At 50.1% G+C, this 16,322-nt stretch carries 15 protein-coding genes and 6 tRNA genes; 4 read left to right on the top strand and 17 right to left on the bottom strand.

Annotated elements, in window-relative coordinates:
- Positions 1-40: 40 nt before the first annotated feature.
- Positions 41-1,390, bottom strand: coding sequence for an MATE family efflux transporter (locus ACXMYH_RS07600; RefSeq protein ID WP_486555806.1), 1,350 nt, complete (start codon positions 1,388-1,390; stop codon positions 41-43).
- A 201-nt stretch (positions 1,391-1,591) separates the two neighbouring features.
- Positions 1,592-2,584 (bottom strand): DUF4397 domain-containing protein, encoded by a 993-nt coding sequence (locus ACXMYH_RS07595; RefSeq protein WP_215702475.1) that lies wholly within the window; start codon positions 2,582-2,584, stop codon positions 1,592-1,594.
- A 205-nt stretch (positions 2,585-2,789) separates the two neighbouring features.
- On the opposite strand from ACXMYH_RS07595, the gene ACXMYH_RS07590 reads away from it, so the two are divergent.
- Positions 2,790-2,862, top strand: a tRNA-Thr gene (locus ACXMYH_RS07590).
- A 218-nt stretch (positions 2,863-3,080) separates the two neighbouring features.
- Here the strand turns inward: ACXMYH_RS07590 and rlmB are convergent.
- From rlmB to ACXMYH_RS07565, 5 genes are all read right to left on the bottom strand, one after another.
- Positions 3,081-3,827, bottom strand: a complete 747-nt coding sequence (rlmB, locus tag ACXMYH_RS07585) for a 23S rRNA (guanosine(2251)-2'-O)-methyltransferase RlmB (RefSeq protein WP_015554667.1) — start codon at positions 3,825-3,827, stop codon at positions 3,081-3,083.
- The gene (locus ACXMYH_RS07580) at positions 3,817-4,293 is read right to left on the bottom strand and encodes a Mini-ribonuclease 3 (RefSeq protein WP_118531945.1); all 477 of its coding nucleotides are present in this window, start codon (positions 4,291-4,293) and stop codon (positions 3,817-3,819) included. The genes rlmB and ACXMYH_RS07580 overlap by 11 nt, the downstream gene beginning before the upstream one ends.
- Positions 4,278-5,687 (bottom strand): cysteine--tRNA ligase, encoded by a 1,410-nt coding sequence (gene cysS / locus ACXMYH_RS07575; protein WP_118531943.1) that lies wholly within the window; start codon positions 5,685-5,687, stop codon positions 4,278-4,280. Before cysS ends, ACXMYH_RS07580 begins: the two co-directional genes overlap by 16 nt.
- Positions 5,688-5,729: 42 nt before the next feature.
- Positions 5,730-6,281 (bottom strand): 2-C-methyl-D-erythritol 2,4-cyclodiphosphate synthase, encoded by a 552-nt coding sequence (gene ispF, locus ACXMYH_RS07570; RefSeq protein WP_118532113.1) that lies wholly within the window; start codon positions 6,279-6,281, stop codon positions 5,730-5,732.
- A 71-nt stretch (positions 6,282-6,352) separates the two neighbouring features.
- Positions 6,353-7,279: a diacylglycerol/lipid kinase family protein gene (locus tag ACXMYH_RS07565; RefSeq protein ID WP_118299215.1), complete on the bottom strand. Its 927-nt coding sequence runs from the start codon at positions 7,277-7,279 to the stop codon at positions 6,353-6,355.
- Between the two features lie 437 nt (positions 7,280-7,716).
- Here ACXMYH_RS07565 and ACXMYH_RS07560 point away from each other — a divergent pair, with 437 nt between their 5' ends.
- Entirely contained in the window at positions 7,717-8,628 is a 912-nt protein-coding gene (locus ACXMYH_RS07560) for a hypothetical protein (protein ID WP_486555805.1), read from the top strand.
- 150 nt (positions 8,629-8,778) lie between these two features.
- Here ACXMYH_RS07560 and ACXMYH_RS07555 read toward each other — a convergent pair.
- The 5 genes from ACXMYH_RS07555 to ACXMYH_RS07535 form a co-directional block, all read right to left on the bottom strand.
- Positions 8,779-8,852: transfer RNA gene (locus ACXMYH_RS07555), tRNA-Met, on the bottom strand.
- Between the two features lie 4 nt (positions 8,853-8,856).
- A tRNA-Met gene (locus ACXMYH_RS07550) sits at positions 8,857-8,930 on the bottom strand.
- A gap of 28 nt (positions 8,931-8,958) precedes the next feature.
- Positions 8,959-9,031: transfer RNA gene (locus ACXMYH_RS07545), tRNA-Val, on the bottom strand.
- A gap of 6 nt (positions 9,032-9,037) precedes the next feature.
- Positions 9,038-9,111, bottom strand: a tRNA-Met gene (locus tag ACXMYH_RS07540).
- A 24-nt stretch (positions 9,112-9,135) separates the two neighbouring features.
- Positions 9,136-9,208 (bottom strand) — tRNA-Val (locus ACXMYH_RS07535).
- A 254-nt stretch (positions 9,209-9,462) separates the two neighbouring features.
- On the opposite strand from ACXMYH_RS07535, the gene ACXMYH_RS07530 reads away from it, so the two are divergent.
- Positions 9,463-9,684, top strand: coding sequence for a hypothetical protein (locus tag ACXMYH_RS07530; protein WP_118533554.1), 222 nt, complete (start codon positions 9,463-9,465; stop codon positions 9,682-9,684).
- Between the two features lie 135 nt (positions 9,685-9,819).
- Here the strand turns inward: ACXMYH_RS07530 and ACXMYH_RS07525 are convergent, their stop codons facing one another.
- The 3 genes from ACXMYH_RS07525 to cdd are packed head-to-tail and all read right to left on the bottom strand — an operon-like array spanning position 9,820 to position 12,125.
- Positions 9,820-11,013 carry a phosphopentomutase gene (locus ACXMYH_RS07525; protein WP_405580229.1) on the bottom strand — a complete coding sequence of 398 codons (1,194 nt, stop codon included), beginning with the start codon at positions 11,011-11,013 and terminating at the stop codon, positions 9,820-9,822.
- A complete protein-coding gene (gene deoC, locus ACXMYH_RS07520) occupies positions 11,000-11,671 on the bottom strand; it encodes a deoxyribose-phosphate aldolase (RefSeq protein WP_486555804.1) in 672 nt (223 codons plus the stop codon). The genes ACXMYH_RS07525 and deoC overlap by 14 nt, the downstream gene beginning before the upstream one ends.
- 37 nt (positions 11,672-11,708) lie before the next feature.
- Complete coding sequence (cdd, locus tag ACXMYH_RS07515) at positions 11,709-12,125, bottom strand: cytidine deaminase (RefSeq protein ID WP_215702255.1); 417 nt, start codon at positions 12,123-12,125, stop codon at positions 11,709-11,711.
- Positions 12,126-12,553: 428 nt separating this feature from the next.
- Between cdd and ACXMYH_RS07510 the strand changes: the two genes are divergently transcribed.
- A complete protein-coding gene (locus ACXMYH_RS07510; protein WP_486463653.1) occupies positions 12,554-13,201 on the top strand; it encodes a phosphatase PAP2 family protein in 648 nt (215 codons plus the stop codon).
- A 277-nt stretch (positions 13,202-13,478) separates the two neighbouring features.
- Here ACXMYH_RS07510 and ACXMYH_RS07505 read toward each other — a convergent pair whose 3' ends face one another.
- Positions 13,479-14,459: a D-2-hydroxyacid dehydrogenase gene (locus tag ACXMYH_RS07505; RefSeq protein ID WP_486555803.1), complete on the bottom strand. Its 981-nt coding sequence runs from the start codon at positions 14,457-14,459 to the stop codon at positions 13,479-13,481.
- Entirely contained in the window at positions 14,447-16,258 is a 1,812-nt protein-coding gene (locus ACXMYH_RS07500; protein WP_485663343.1) for an aminopeptidase P family protein, read from the bottom strand. Before ACXMYH_RS07500 ends, ACXMYH_RS07505 begins: the two co-directional genes overlap by 13 nt.
- Between the last annotated feature and the right edge of the window lie 64 nt (positions 16,259-16,322).

Here is a 16,322-nt window from a genome sequence, read left to right as displayed (position 1 = left end):
GGTCAGATCTGCATTCGTTGGATTCTTTTGATGCTGTTTATCACGCATCTTCCCTCGGGAGTTTTCTCCTAACGATATAGAAGCAGATCATATGGGCCGTCGCCGTGACGATCCAGGTAAACGGATAGGATAAGTATAACACCGTCAGGTTATGGTATACTTGGAACACCGTAAAGATCCAGACGATCCGGAGTCCGCACGCTCCCAGAAGGGAGACGCACATCGGCATGACGGAGTATCCGAGACCGCGGATGCTGCCCACCATCGTATCCATGATCCCACAGAGGAAATATGTCGTTCCAAAGACCACAAGTCTTCTCATTCCGTATACCATGACCTCCGGGTCCGAGGAATAAATCCGGATCAAGGCATGTCCGCAAAGATAAGCCGGGATTCCCATTCCGAGTCCCACGGCTGTCACAACGCCGAGGCAGGTAACCATGATCCGGTTGATCCTCGAATACTTTTTGCCGCCGAAGTTCTGGCTTGTGAAGCTTAAGTTTGCCTGATAAACCGCATTCATGGCGTTATAGATGAATCCCTCAATATTCTGGGATGTCGTATTTCCCGCCATTGCGACAGAACCGAAGGAATTCACAGAGGACTGGATCAGAACATTGGAAATAGAAAATACTGCGCCCTGCATCCCCGCCGGAAGGCCTACCTGAATGATCTGGCGGAATTTTGAGCGGTGGATCTTCAGAGCTTTTAAATGAAGCTTCAGACAACCCTCACTCTCCATCAGGCAAAGGATCACCAGGAACGCCGAGATCGCCTGGGAGATTGCGGTCGCCAGAGCAACTCCCGCCACATCCATCCGGAACATGATCACAAAAAAGAGGTTTAAGACCACATTGATCACGCCCGCCGCCGTAAGAAAATACAGCGGGCGCTTCGTGTCTCCCACCGCGCGAAGGATCGCGCTTCCGAAGTTGTAGATCATATTCGCAGGCATGCCGATAAAGATGATCCGCATATAAATCGTAGATTTATCGATCACATCGTCCGGAGTTCCCATGAGTTCCAGCATTGGCCTCGAGAGAAGCTGACCCACAATGATCAGAAAAAGGCCGCTGACGATGCTGAGTGCCATGGCCGTGTGGATCGTATCCTGCACGTCTTTTTCCCGCTTCGCTCCGTAATATCTCGCCACGATGACATTGACACCCACGGACAGTCCGATAAAGATATTGATCATCAGGTTGATCAGCGCCGTTGTGGAACCCACCGCCGCCAGAGACTGGCTACCCGCGAAACGTCCCACAACGATCACATCCGCAGCGTTGAACAGAAGCTGCAGGATTCCGGAAAAGATCAGCGGAATCGTAAAGGTGAGCAGTTTTCCGAGGATCGGACCGCTGCACATGTCCATTTCGTAATTTTTCTTCATAATACTCCTTTTTCCCGTATCTGTATTTTCTTTCCGGCAGCATCCGGAAAGAAAAGCAGACTGGCATTTCCCGCCCCTGTCCGTCTGCTCATTCTATCCACGGCTGCTCCCGGTGCCGGAATGCGTAAGGCACATTCCTTTTATCTATTACGCAGATTATAGACGATTTTTACAAATAATGCAATCCTGCCACAACATGCTTCAGTCCTCAAGGACATACACCCGGAAGAGGCCGGACCACGGATTTCCGATAATATAGCAGGTGTAGGCTCTTCCAGCACGAACATTGACGTTGAAGGTGAGAAGCGGATTCGACACGGTGCAGGTCGGACAGGAAACGCCGACGATAGAAGAAAGGACAAGGACCGGAAGCTCGCCTAAGGCCGAAACTGCATACTGGGAACCTGTCACAAAGAAGGTATAGGTTCCGCTGGATGTCTGTTTATAGCTCGTCACTTCCTTGTATCCGACCCCCGCAAATGCTGTCTGGTTGTTGAAGGTCCGCACATCGTAGCTGGATCCCGCGTAGGACATGTTCGCGACACGGAGGCAGCCGTAACCTGACGGAACGTTCGTACAGCCCATGTCGGAGACACGGGTCAGGGACACTCCGGAAACCGTGTCTAAGATCACCATCGTGAGCCTCTCACCGGACACAAAGGCAATCGTCTGCTGATAATAGATCTGACCGTTGGTCCTGCGCACAGTGACGGTATGGAATCCGTCCGTCACGCGGATATAAGAAGAGATCGTGGCAAATTCGGAACCGGAAAAGATATTCCGGCCATCGATATAGACGTCCAGAGTTCGGCCCGAAGTGCTGGCATTTAAAAACCGGACTCTGCTGTAGTAATTTCCTCCTGAGACCGTCGGATATGTGACCGGAAAAGAAATCGCCGGAAAGCCCGGGCGTCCGATGGTATTGTCGGGATAGACAGGGCGACCGCCAGACGGCGCGACCGGTGTCGTCGGGATTCCAGCGAGATCGTCATCCCCAGGATAAACAGGTCTTCCGCCCGGTGAAGCGATGGGCGGCACAGGGATTCCCGCAAGATCATCGTCTCCCGGATAAACAAAAACTCCTCCTAATGGCTCGGCCGGTGTCTCCGGTACATTTGCGTCATTCTTCCCTGCTACAACCTCCGCCGTATTCTCTCCCGACGGTTCCGGCATTGATGTTGGATTCTCTGGCATATTAACACCTCAATATCTTTTTTACTACAAAATATGAAAGCAGAACGGAAAATGTTCCCTGCACATGTTTGAACCTCCATGAGCTTTCCGAGGAATTGATCTTTTTGTATGAAAAATTTATTCAAATTTTTTTATTTTTATCGTTGACAAACCTGTTGATCCATGATACTATATTGGAGGTTCGAAAAACACAGTAAATGTGTTCGCTGCCTTGGCTCAGCTGGTAGAGCGTCGCCTTGGTAAGGCGGAGGTCGGCAGTTCAAATCTGCTAGGCAGCTTAAACCATGAGGCTTTCCGGAATATCCGGGAAGCCTTTTTCGTGTTACAGGAAATTCCTGTTACGAAAAAGACGTGAACGCGCCAATGATGCGCACTCACTCAGGACGCCCGGGCTGACCGGAGCAAATGTTTATTATGAAGGAAATCCTCCTCGAATAAAAAAGGCCTGCGGAACTCCTCTCCGCAGGTCTTTTTATCATAAGCAAAAATATAAATCCTATGCCTTCGCCAGTCTCTGTCTCACGATCTCATACGCGAGAACACCTGTCGCAACGGACGCGTTCAGGGAATCGATATCACCCTTCATTGGGATCGACGCGATCATATCGCATTTTTCCTTCACAAGACGGCTCACGCCCTCCCCCTCATTTCCAATCACAAGGCCGATCGGTCCGGTGAGGTTTAAACGGTACATGCTCTCTCCACCCATGTCAGCGCAGACGAACCAGATGCCGCGTTTCTTTAAATCCTCGATGGTCGCCGCCATATTGGTGACCTTTGCGACCGGCGTATAGTTTAACGCACCTGCGGAGGTTCTCGCAACCGTCGCAGTAAGTCCCACCGCGCGGCGTTTCGGAATGATCACTCCGTGAGCGCCCGCAAGGTTCGCGGTACGGATGATCGCTCCAAGGTTGTGCGGATCCTCAATTCCGTCAAGCAGGAATAAAAACGGCGGCTCGCCCTTCTCTTCCGCGATTTTCAAAATATCTTCCACTTCAGCGTACTCGTAAGCAGCGGCATACGCCATCACGCCCTGATGGTGTCCCGTCTCGGACATGGAATCCAGACGTTCCTTCGGAACAAAGTTTACGATCGTGTCATGCTTTTTCGCCTCTCTCACGATCGTGCGCACCGGTCCGTCCTGACATCCGTCAAGGACAAACAGCCGGTCGATGGTCTTTCCAGAGCGGAACGCCTCCAAAACAGCGTTGCGCCCTTCAATCGTCAGTTCTTCATATCTCATCGGAGTTCTCCTCTTTTTGTTTTTCCGTATCGCCGGAGTCAGCTTTTCCGGTCTTTGTCATTGCCAGCGCCACAAGATCCACCATGCGTTCCGTTCTTCCGGACAGGTAAAGATATCCCATCAGAGCCTCAAAGCCTGTCGCCATCCGGTAATCCTTCATCGTCGCGTTCTTCGCCATGGAAAAGGATTTTGCATTTCTTCCCCGCTTATAAACGGCATGTTCCTCCTCCGTGAGGTCTTCCTCGATCGCCATCAGGAATTCCGCCTGTGCGGCAGCCTTTACGAGAGCCGAAGATTTTTTGTGCAGCTTATTGACCTGCATATTTCCCTCGCTCACAACGATCGTCCGGATCAGGATCTCATACACCGCATCCCCGAGATAGGCGAGGACCAGTGGGGAATACTGGTTCGCGTCCGTCTCTTTTAAGTGAAATTTTTCCTTTAAGAGGATTAAGCTCTCTTCCATTTTACGCCCTCTCTTGTGTCCTCGAGAACGATTCCCATGTCGAGAAGCTTTCCTCTGATCTCATCTGCAAGTGCAAAGTTCTTTGCCTTTCTCGCCGCCTGTCTCTGGGCGATCAGGTCCTCCACCTCGGAGTCAAGAACCTCTTTCTTCTTCTCCGTGATGATTCCCATCACATCGCAGAGTCTCTGGATCTCATTCTTCATCCAGGAAACATATGCCTTTGTGCTCGTCTCGGATACTGTAGAGTTGGAGAGCTTGATAAGTTCGAAGATCGCAGAGATCGCGTCCGCGGTGTTGAAATCATCATCCATCGCCGCCTCATACTTTGCAACGAGCTCCATTGCCTTTTTCTGATTCTCCTGCTCTTCCGCTGTCATCGCGTCTCCGGATACCTTTGCCTCCATCTCGCGGAGTTTCTCCATTCCGGTTAAGATCCTCTCAAGACCGTTCTTGGAAGATTCCATCAGATCTGCGCTGAAGTTTAACGGACTTCTGTAATGTGCGCTCAGCATAAAGAAACGGAGTACCTGGAGATCATATTTCTCGCTGATCTCGCGGACAGTGAAGAAGTTTCCGAGAGATTTGGACATTTTCTTATTGTCGATATTTAAGAATGCGTTGTGCATCCAGTATTTCGCGAAGGGCTTTCCGTTTGCTGCCTCACTCTGGGCGATCTCATTCTCATGGTGCGGGAAGATCAGGTCCTCGCCGCCCGCATGGATATCGATCTCATCACCGAGGTATCTCTTTGCCATAACGGAGCACTCGATATGCCAGCCCGGACGGCCTTCGCACCACGGGGACTCCCAGTACGGCTCACCTTCTTTTTTCGGCTTCCAGAGAACAAAGTCGTTCGGGTCCTGTTTTCCTTCCTCACCGGTTACCTTGATCTCACGGAAACCGGACTGAAGATCATCCAGGTTCTTGTGGGACAGCTTTCCGTAATCTTTAAACTTGCGGACACTGTAATAAACCGTTCCGTCCGCAGCAACATAGGCGTAGCCTTTCTCGATCAGGGTGCTGATCATGTTTAACATGCCGCAGATCTCTTCCGTCGCGAGCGGATTCTTTGTCGCCGGTTCGATATTCATGCCTTCCATGTCTTTTTTGCACTCTGCGATGTAGCGTTTGGAGATCGTCTCGGCGTCAACGCCTTCCTCGATCGCTTTCTTGATGATCTTGTCATCGACATCGGTAAAGTTGGATACATAATTGACATCGTATCCTTTATATTCAAAGTAACGTCTCACCGTATCAAATACGATCATCGGTCTTGCGTTTCCGATATGGATAAAATTGTACACGGTCGGCCCGCATACATACATTTTTACTTTTCCCGGCTCGACCGGAACAAATTCTTCTTTTCTCTTTGTAAGTGTATTGTAGATCTTCATACCTTAGCTCCTTCATCTATCTTTCTGTCTGTGAGTCTCTTTTCATCCCTGCTGTTTACAGCCCGGGCAGCCTCCACAGCCCCCGGAGATCACTCCGACGCGGTCCTCCGGCGCGTAATCCGCAACCGAACTCAAAAGCGCGATCGCCTGGGCGGAGATTCCTTCCCCGGCCCCGGTAAATCCAAGACCTTCCTCCGTCGTCGCCTTCACGCTCACCTGATCAGGCTCGATCCCCAGCGCATCCGCGATATTTTTCGCCATCTGCGGACGGTACGGCAGAAGTTTTGGTCTCTGCGCGATCACCGTGGAATCGATATTCTCGATCAGATATCCGTTTTCCTGCAGGATCTTTCCGACTTCTTTTAAAAGTTCAACGCTCGAGATCCCTTTATATCTTTCATCTGAATCCGGGAAGTGCTGACCGATATCTCCGAGAGCCGCAGCCCCTAAAAGCGCGTCCATCACCGCGTGAAGAAGGACATCCGCATCCGAATGTCCTAAAAGTCCCTTTTCATACGGAATCTCCACACCGCCGAGGATCAGTTTTCTCCCTTCTACCAGACGATGTACATCATATCCCTGTCCGATTCTCATGAGAATCTCCTTTCCATAGCTGTTCATCTTCTTCCGTTTATGGGCAGTCCAAGACCGGCCCCGATACCACCTCAAGAACCGATCATCCGCATCCGCTTCGGGATACAGCGCACCACGAGATTCTGCTGGCACATACAGCTCTCACCGTCCATATGGACCGCGAGCGGTCTTGCCAGATGGACTTCCGCCTCGTTGCACTCAAAGACCCGGATCCCACGTTCTTTTTTCCGGACCCCCATCACAAGGTCCCGGAGGATCGGGATCATTTTTGTCTTTCTCGCGCTGTTTCCGATATAAACCGTCATCTTGCCATCATCATTCATCAGTTCGCTGTTCTTCCGTTTCTTCTTGTCTTCCCTGCGGACCATAAACGTAATGAAATATATATGATTAAACTCCACTTTCTGCGTCCCGTCAAGCAAAATATATCCTTTTGTCGGTTTTGCGAGAAAAAGCTGCTTGAGGCCAAGGCCGAATCTGAGTATTTTCGTCAGATGAAGTCTCGTCATCTGGTTTCTCACCGGGCAGCACAGAAGATTATGGCAGATCGCCGCGTCCAGTCCGATCCCGCACCGGCCCGCAAACCGCCTGCTCACGATCTCCTCATCTCCGAATGTTGCGACCCCATAGTCCAGCATCCGGTAATATTTCGGATGAAGGATCCGTTTTGCCTGACAGTTGACCTTCCAGAAGGATTCAAATCCCTTCGACAGCGCATTCCGAAAACCCGCCGGTACATATCCGAATGTCAGGAGTCCCCGGAAGGATACGCCATTCAGCACTTCATTATAAGTTCCTTCCCCGCCGACGATCACGATCACTTTCGCGTCATCCCGCTCGGCAGTCAGTACTTTTGCGATCTCAGCCGCGTCCCCCTGGTGTTCCGTAAAAAAGACCCGGTACTCCCGGCTGTCCATCTCCAGCTGATGTTCCAGTCGTTTCCAGATCCGGTATCCTCTTCCGGCACCGGCACTGGGATTTACGATAAACTGATACATAACGTCCTCCGAATCTTATATGTTCAGAATTTTCCGTGCAGCCATACACATCCTGACCGGGTCAGTACCATATGACATACGATATAGATTATAGTATATCACATAACCGCTAAAAAAAGGCTAAATTTTTTCTAAACTTCATGCAAGTGCACCGCGGGCACGTTACTGTTCGTTCCTTGCGCAGACAGTAACTGATTTTGCCGAGGCTTCGCATTCCAAATCAGCGAAATGCACACACCACTCTATTGTCCGGAATTTTCAGTTCAGAAAATTCCTGCCCGCATACAGTAGTACGGACACATCCGCGTTGAAACGTAAGGAAATAGTAAATATCTCTTTCTTGTCAGCCAATATCTGTATCGATTATAATAAAAACAGATATAAGAAGCAAAGATATATAATTTTATGAACCCAAGCTCTGAAAGGAGGTCCCTGCTATGAAAAAAAGAATGCATGTCAGGCTTTTCATGTTGCTGTTCTATCTGATCTTTACAGTCACAGCACTTCCGATCACCGCAAAAGCTGATACGGGTCCAAAGCCCTCGGTGCGCATCCAGTTCAAAAATATGGACGATGATCTGTGCTATGGCACACTGCTTTCAAAGGAGAAACGTACAGGACCTGCACGTGTCTGGGACGGCACCGCCAGAAATGAGCAGCTCTATGATCTTGACCGGAACATCTGGAAAGCTTTTGTAGATTACAAGGATCCTGACGGATATTATTTCCTTCAGAGGGGCTGGACGGTAAGCGAAACAGGCGAGATCGCCTGGACCTATTATCCACCCGAGGATTTTAAGATTCTCCTTTATTATCCGGAAACCGGGACCTTTGTATCAAGCGGAAGCTATGGGCGTTATGCATTTGATACTTATTACACCGTTGACATGGAGGGCGTCCGGATCGGATCCGTGGAATACAATGAGGGCCTGAGCACAAACGAGCGGATCAACGCGTATCGTTCCTATAATTATCGAAAGGAGCTTTTATCGCTCGCGGTCCGTATCCTTCTTACGATCGCAATTGAAATGGTCGTCGGGCTGTTATTCGGCTTCCGGCAGAAAAAACAGCTGCAGATCCTTGCGCTTGTAAATATCACGACGCAGATTCTCTTAAATCTGCTTCTCAATATCATTCATTACAATGCCGGTCCGTTGGCCTTTATCACAAGCTATGTCTTTTTCGAGATCATAGTCTTTGCGCTGGAGGCAGGTCTGTATTGCAGGTTTTTGAAGAGAGTGTCCCCCAAAAAGGAAAACGGTGACTTCGTTCTCTATTCGTTTATCGCGAATTCAGCATCATTCTGGGTCGGATATTATCTTGCGACAGTATTACCGGGAATCTTTTAAGTGAAAATCCAGACACCAACAGAGCCTTTCATATGTTTTCAAGATCATTGCAGATGTTCTTTTTTATTTGGTACAGCAGAATATTTCAGAAAAATTATTTTAATCGAAAAAATCCCGGGAACCTTCTCAGATCCCCGGGATTTTCAATCGTAGCGGAAGGGAGATTTGAACTCTCGACACCACGGGTATGAACCGTGTGCTCTAGCCAACTGAGCTATTCCGCCATAGTAGCGGAAGGGAGATTTGAACTCTCGACACCACGGGTATGAACCGTGTGCTCTAGCCAACTGAGCTATTCCGCCATAATCAATATGAAATTTTTCATATAAATGGGACCTATAGGGCTCGAACCTATGACCCTCTGCTTGTAAGGCAGATGCTCTCCCAGCTGAGCTAAGATCCCATTAAGTAGCGGAAGGGAGATTTGAACTCTCGACACCACGGGTATGAACCGTGTGCTCTAGCCAACTGAGCTATTCCGCCATAACATATGTATTTTCATATGAATGGGGCCTATAGGGCTCGAACCTATGACCCTCTGCTTGTAAGGCAGATGCTCTCCCAGCTGAGCTAAGACCCCATTACTTCCGACTGACGTTTCCGTCAAGCGCGATTGCTTGTACAGTTTAACCTATTTTTTCGGAATTGTCAACAGTTTTTTTAAATTTTTTGTGATGATATTTTTCCTTTTCTATACTACACGATTTTTAAAAAAGACTGACATCTTCTTTTTTTCTCTTGCATTCCCGATACATCTTGTTATATAGTATAACGTATAGGGAACCAGTTTATGGATTCCAATATTATGAAACCTGCACAGGAGGGATTATCATTATGCCAAGAGGAAGAAAGAAAGTCGAAGTTGCTCCGCAGGATCTTTTAAACGAGGTCCTCACTTCCATTGAAGAGACAGAGCAGAAATTAAAAACATTAAAAATGCAGAAAAAGGACATCGAAAAACAGATCGAAGCTAAAGAGATGGCTGAATTATACGCGATCGTGAAAGAGAAAAACATGTCGATCGAAGATGTAAAAACGAAACTCGGCGCAGAATAAGTTTTGCACTTCTGCCTGAACATAAAAGGAAGATCCACATTTCCCAGATATCAGAGATGCGGATCTTCCTTTTTTATTCTATTTTACCTGTTTCGCGAAACCAGCAGTCCCACGCAGATCTCAGTCAGGTCCCGATCATTCTAATTCTTTTAAGATCGACTCCCCGATCATATTCTCCGCTTTCTTCAGTCCGAAGTTATCGAGCACTGTCGCGCCGATGACACCGAAGGTCTTCTGTTCCTCAAACATTCCCTTCTCTTTCATAGATGGGGAATAGGCAATAAATGGAACTTTTTCTCTCGTATGGTCTGTTCCCGTGTAAGTCGGATCATTTCCGTGATCCGCCGTTATCATCAAAAGATCACCTTCCCGGAGGTTTTCAAGGAGTTCGCCAAGCTTCACATCAAAGCGCTCCAGTTCTTCCCCATAACCCACCGGATTTCTCCTGTGGCCCCAGAGGGCATCAAAATCCACGAGATTCACAAAGCAGAGTCCCTTGAAATCCTTATCTTTGCAGATTTCAATCGTCTGTTCCATTCCATGGACGGAGCTCTTGGATCGGAATGCCTCCGTGATGCCCTGGCCGTCGAAGATATCCCGGATCTTTCCGACAGAGATCACATCGTATCCGTTGTCCTTTAAGATATCGAGCGCCGTTGTCCCGGTCGGCTTTAACGCATAATCGTGGCGGTTGCTGGTGCGGACAAATTCGCCTTTCTTCTTTCCGACATAAGGTCTCGCGATGACGCGGCCCACGCGCCACTCTTCCTTCATCGTGATCTCTCTGGCGATCTCGCAGCAGCGGTACAGCTCGTCAAGCCCGAATGTCTCCTCATTTCCGCAGATCTGAAGGACGGAATCGGCAGATGTATACACGATCATGTGACCGGTAGCGATCTCCTCCTCTCCCAGCTCATCCAGGATCGCGGTTCCGCTGGCGCTCTTGTTTCCGATCACCTTGTGTCCGGTGCGTTTTTCCAGCTCCTCGATCAGCTCTTTCGGGAATCCATGATCCGTGAACGTCTTAAAAGGCTTCGTCGTGTAGATCCCCATCATCTCCCAGTGGCCGGTCATCGTATCTTTGCCGTTGCTCGCCTCCGAGAATTTTGTGAACCGTCCCATCGGCGCATCCACCGGGTCCACGCCCTTTAACGGTCTTAAGTTTGCGATCCCGAGTTTCTGAAGATTCGGGATATTGAAATGTTCCATATGTTCCGCGATGTGTCCGAGAGTGTCCACTCCCACATCTCCAAATTTTTCAGAATCCGGCATTGCACCGGTTCCGAGTGAATCAATTACGATCGTAAAGATCCGATTATATTTCGGCATCTAAATCTACCCCTTTCTTTGCCTGTTCTACAAGTCTGCTTGTTCCGAGGCGGTCAGCCCCCAGACGGACAAACTCCGCCGCATTGCAAAAGTCTGCGATACCGCCGGCCGCCTTGATCTTCTTTTCTGCGGCCATGTGGGCCTTCATGAGCGCCACATCCGGCTTTGTCGCCCCTGCGGCGGAAAATCCTGTGGATGTCTTGATAAAGTCCGCGTCTGAGGCTGATACAGTCTCACACATCTTTATCTTCTCCTCCTCTGTGAGGAGACATGTCTCGATGATGACTTTCAGGATATGATCGCCGCAGACCTCTTTCAGGGAGTTGATCTCTTCCAGGATCTTATCGTACTGTCCCATTTTGACCCAGCCGATATTGATCACCATATCGATCTCCTCCGCTCCGTCCTTCAACGCCTCTTTCGTCTCAAACACTTTGACCGCCGTCGTGTTGTACCCGTTCGGAAATCCGATCACGGTACAGACCGGCATCTTCTCTCCGAGGTACTCCGAAGCCTGCTTTACGAAAGACGGCGGGATGCAGACCGACGCGGTCCCGAATTTCACCGCATCATCGCAAATCTCCCGGATCTGTTCCCAGGTGGACGGCTGCTTTAATAATGTATGGTCCACTCTCTTTAAAACATCTCTGTATGTCATTTTTCTTATCGTTCCTTTCCGCTTCTTTTCCGGCGGCTCAAATTTCCAGCGCTTTCCCTGTAAATCCGAGCGGAAGAAGCTCCTTCAAAAGGTATTCCCGGATCTCGCCCGCGCCATTCATGAGGATGATCCGGAACGTCTCCGGATCGCAGAATTCCGCCATCACCTGGCGGCAGACGCCGCAGGGCGCGCAGAAGTTTTCCGGTTCTTTTCCTTTTGGACCTCCGACGATGGCGATCGCCCGGAATTCTGTTTTTCCTTCACTGACTGCCTTAAAAATCGCCGTGCGCTCCGCACAGTTTGTCGCCGGGTACGCCGCATTTTCAATATTGCAGCCGGTAAATACCCTGCCATCCGCGCAGAGGAGCGCCGCTCCGACGGCAAAACCGGAGTACGGGCAATACGCCTGTTTTCTGGCTTTCAATGCTTCCATGACCAGCTCTCTATTTTCCATGAATTTCCTCCCTTCCGGTCCGAAAATCCGAATATTCTATGTTCTCTTACCATACCATAAACACGGAGCAATGTCAAAGCAGCTTCCGGCACCCCCGGACATTCCCCGCCCAGGAAATTCCTGCCCGCGGAACACTTTCTGACACCTTTGTTACAGTACACGGGCACTCCATGCCCGCATACTGTAACAGGATTTTGCCGATGCTTCGCATTCCGAATCGGCAAAATCTGCGACCACAACGGTATTGTACGGAATTTTCAGTTCAGAAAATTCCTACCCGTAAAAAGTAACACCTTTCTTACGTTTCGATAAAAATTTATTCATGGGGGTTGAAACCGCAAAACCAAAGTGCTATAATGTGGCAACATAAAGGAAATATGACAAAATTGTTACAGAACATAAATTCAGAAAATAAAGGAGGTCATCCTTTGAAAAAGCTGATAAAAAAATACGGACATATATGGATGTTATCCTACGCATTCATCTATCTTCCCTGGTTCTCAAGACTCCAGGAAAATGTGAACAAGCCTTACCACGTCATGCACACGGCGCTCGACGATCTGATCCCGTTCAACGAATATTTTATCGTCCCTTACCTGATGTGGTTTTTGTACGTTGCCGCGACCATCGCGTTTTTCTTCTTTAAAAACCGCGATGACTATTACAGGCTCTGCACTTTCCTCTTCACAGGAATGACGATCAGTCTTCTCGTCTGCACCCTGTTCCCGAACGGAACAGATTTCCGTCCGGCGATCGATCCGGATAAGAACATCTTCTGTTATCTGGTATCGAGACTCTGGAGCATCGATCCATGTATCAACGTTTTCCCGAGCATCCACGTTTACAACTCCGTGGGTGTTCACATCGCGATCTGCCACAGCGAGGAATTAAAGAAACACCCGATGATCGTCCGGGCATCCGGCGTTCTGATGGTTTTGATCTGCCTCGCAACGATGTTCTTAAAACAGCACTCCGTCATCGATGTCGTCGGTTCACTCTTAATGGCATCCGTCATCTATCCGATCGCTTATGCACCGGAGGCGGAGAAGAAGAAAAAATACGAGACGAGCTTCTAATAAGGATTCAGAAATATTTGCAGGGCAGCTTTTCAGCTGTCCTGTTTTTTCGCGCGAAGATGAAGATCGTCGCAGGCGACCGCGCTCAGCGCGAGAATGTTCCAAGACACATTCGGTCCTCTCCCCACTGTCTCCCGGGTCTAACTTCATCTTCACGCAAGTGTCCGGTTCCGGTCTGCCAGTGTTTTTTATCCAGAATTTTTACTGCTATAGAAAAACAGCCGCCCTCCTGCACGCTTCACGCGCGCAAAAAGGCGGCTGTCTTACTATTCCGGATCTACTTCCGGTACCCGGTCGCAAAATCCACCACATTCCGGTACGGTGTCCCGTTCGCCCACGCCGCGAGATTCTCTCCCGCGATCCTTACGATCCGCTCAAATGTCTCCGGAAGGAAGAAGTTTCCGGCCACATGAGGCGTGATCACGAGGTTTCCGAGGTCCCAGAGCGGACTGTCCGCCGGAAGCGGTTCCGGCTCCGTCACATCGAGTCCGCAGCCGCCGAGATGTCCCTCTTTTAAGACCTTGTAAAGTCCCTCCGGGTCAACGGCATTTCCGCGTCCGACGTTGATCAGGTACGCGCCCTTTTTCATCAGGCGCAGTCTTCTCTCGTCCATGATGTGGTTTGTAGCGTCTCCGCCCGGAAGCACCATCGCAACGATATCTGCTCTTCCGAGAAGCTCGTCCAGATCGTCCATCGTATGCTGCTCATCCAGATAATCCGGTTTATTCCGGTTCGTGCGGCGGACACCGATCACATGAGCGCCGAGTGCATGGCACTTTCTCGCGTAATCCCCGCCGATATCTCCGAGTCCGAGCACCAGGATCGTCGAACCTTCCACAGAGGTGATATTTCCCATGGACTGCCATATGTGCTTTGCCTGGTTCGCATGATACTGGTTAAAACGGCGGATCAGATCAAAAGTCAGCGCCAGCATATGTTCCGATACGGCAAGCCCGTAAGCACCCGTCGCATTTGCGAGCACCGCCTGTTCCGGAAGGATCCCCGGTTTGATGTACTGGTCTGCACCGGCAGAGTTTAACTGGAACAGTTCCAGATTTTTCGCCTCTTTTACAAGTGCCGGATCGACATTTCCGATGATCACGTTTGCCTCTTTTACATCCTTAGCTGTGACATCGCTGCCGTTCACATAGCGGACGCAGCAGTTTTTGTTGCCAGATGCAGCTTTCTCTTCCAGGAACTTTTTATGATCCTCATTTACCGGGATCACCACAAGGATATTTTTCTCTAGATCCGCCATGTATAATCCTCCCCGATCGGTCTTGTCGCCTCTTTTAACCACTCGTTCTCCTCCGCCGTCATAAACGGTGAAAGTTTCTCGTAGACCGCTTTATGGTACTCATTTAAGTTTCTCACATCGGACGGCTCCATCACGGAAATGTCCACCGCGTCGAGGTCGATCGGCGCGAAAGTCATGTTCTCAAAGCACATGAACTGGCCGTACTCGTTCTTTTCCGCTTTTCTGCACATCGTCAGGTTCTCGGTACGGATGCCGTGGCTTCCCTCAATATAAAGTCCCGGCTCGTCCGAAGTCAGCATTCCCTCTTCCAGGACGCAGGAGTCCTGGCGCTCCGGAACGATGCGCCAGCGGATACCGTTCGGGCGCTCATGAACCGCAGACAGGAAGCCGACGCCGTGACCGGTGCCATGGTTGAAGTCGAGTCCGCGCTCCCAGAGCGGGCCTCTTGCCAGATAGTCCACATTGAGTCCGCGGCAGCCATATAAGAATTTCGCATGCATCAGACGCAGCATTCCCATCATGACAAGCGTGAAATGAACCTTCATCTCGTCCGTGACATGGCCGATCGCGATCGTTCTCGTCACGTCCGTGGTTCCCTCATAATACTGTCCGCCGGAGTCAACAAGATAGAATCCGTCTGTTCCGACCGGGCTCTCCTGCTCCTTTGTCGCGTGGTAATGGCACATCGCGGCGTTGGATCCGAATGCGGAGATCGTCGTGAAGCTCGGTCCGAGATAACCTTCCTGGGCTTTCCGGTAATCCTCAAGACGCTCTGCAGCTTCTGTCTCCGTGAGAGCGACCTTTCCGGCGTTTTTCTTCATCCAGTACAGGAATTTTGTCAGGGCAACGCCGTCCTTTAAATGGGCCTTGCGGAGGTTTTCCATCTCCACCGGGTTCTTCACCGCCTTCATGAGGGAAGTCGGGTTCATGGCCTCCACAACGCGGTTGGATGCGTCGATCTTCTTATAGAGGGCAAAGTTTACCTTCTCCGGTTCCAGGAGAACCGTCTCATTCTTTAACTCCGCCACCGCATCATAGATCGCGTCGTATTTTTCGATCGTCACATGATTCTTTTCAAAATAAGCGCGCAGCTCCGGAGAGAATTTACGGCTGGCGATAAAGAGTCTCGCCTCGTCTTCCGTAATCAGAGCAAACGCCGGTGCGAGCACATTTCCGTCATCCGAATTCTTGCGGATATTGAAGAGCCATGCGATATCGTCAAGGCTTGATAAGATGTGGACGGACGCATTCTTCTCATCCATCTCGGATCTGAGGCGGATCAGTTTTTCCGTCACAGTCTCACCTGCATATTTCACATCGAGAGTCCAGACTTCCGGTGCCGGAAGGATCGGGCGTTCTTCCCATACTTCCCCGGCAAGGTCATCCCCCACGGAGAGAGTCGCGTGTTTCTTCGCCATCATCGCCTCAAATTTTCTTCCCTGGGCTGCATTGACCACGCGGCCGTCAAAGCCTAAAACTCCGCCTTCCGGCATATGATCCGTCAGGTATTCCTCGATCGTCGGAACGCCTTCCTCTCCCATCGCCATCAGACGTGTGTCCTGACCTTCCAGCTCTCTCTTTGCCTGAACGAAATATCTTCCGTCCGTCCACATGCCGGAAAAAGCCTGGGTGATCACCATGGTCCCCGCGGAACCTGTGAAGCCGGACAGGAATGCGCGGCATTTGAAATAGTCCTCCACATACTCAGAATCGTGGAAATCGGAAGACGGAACATAGTACGCGTCCACATTTCTCACTTTCATCAGGGTCCTGAGTTCCCTCAAACGTTCATTTGCCATTTTTTTACCTCCATAAGCAGGAAAAGTTACCGCACACATCTTTGTGGACCGTAACTGTTTTCCT

The sequence above is a fragment of the Pilosibacter sp. NGB245 genome (genome assembly GCF_057397225.1).
The sequence above is the reverse complement of the archived record's forward strand: the minus strand, read 5'-3'. Positions and strand labels throughout refer to the sequence as shown.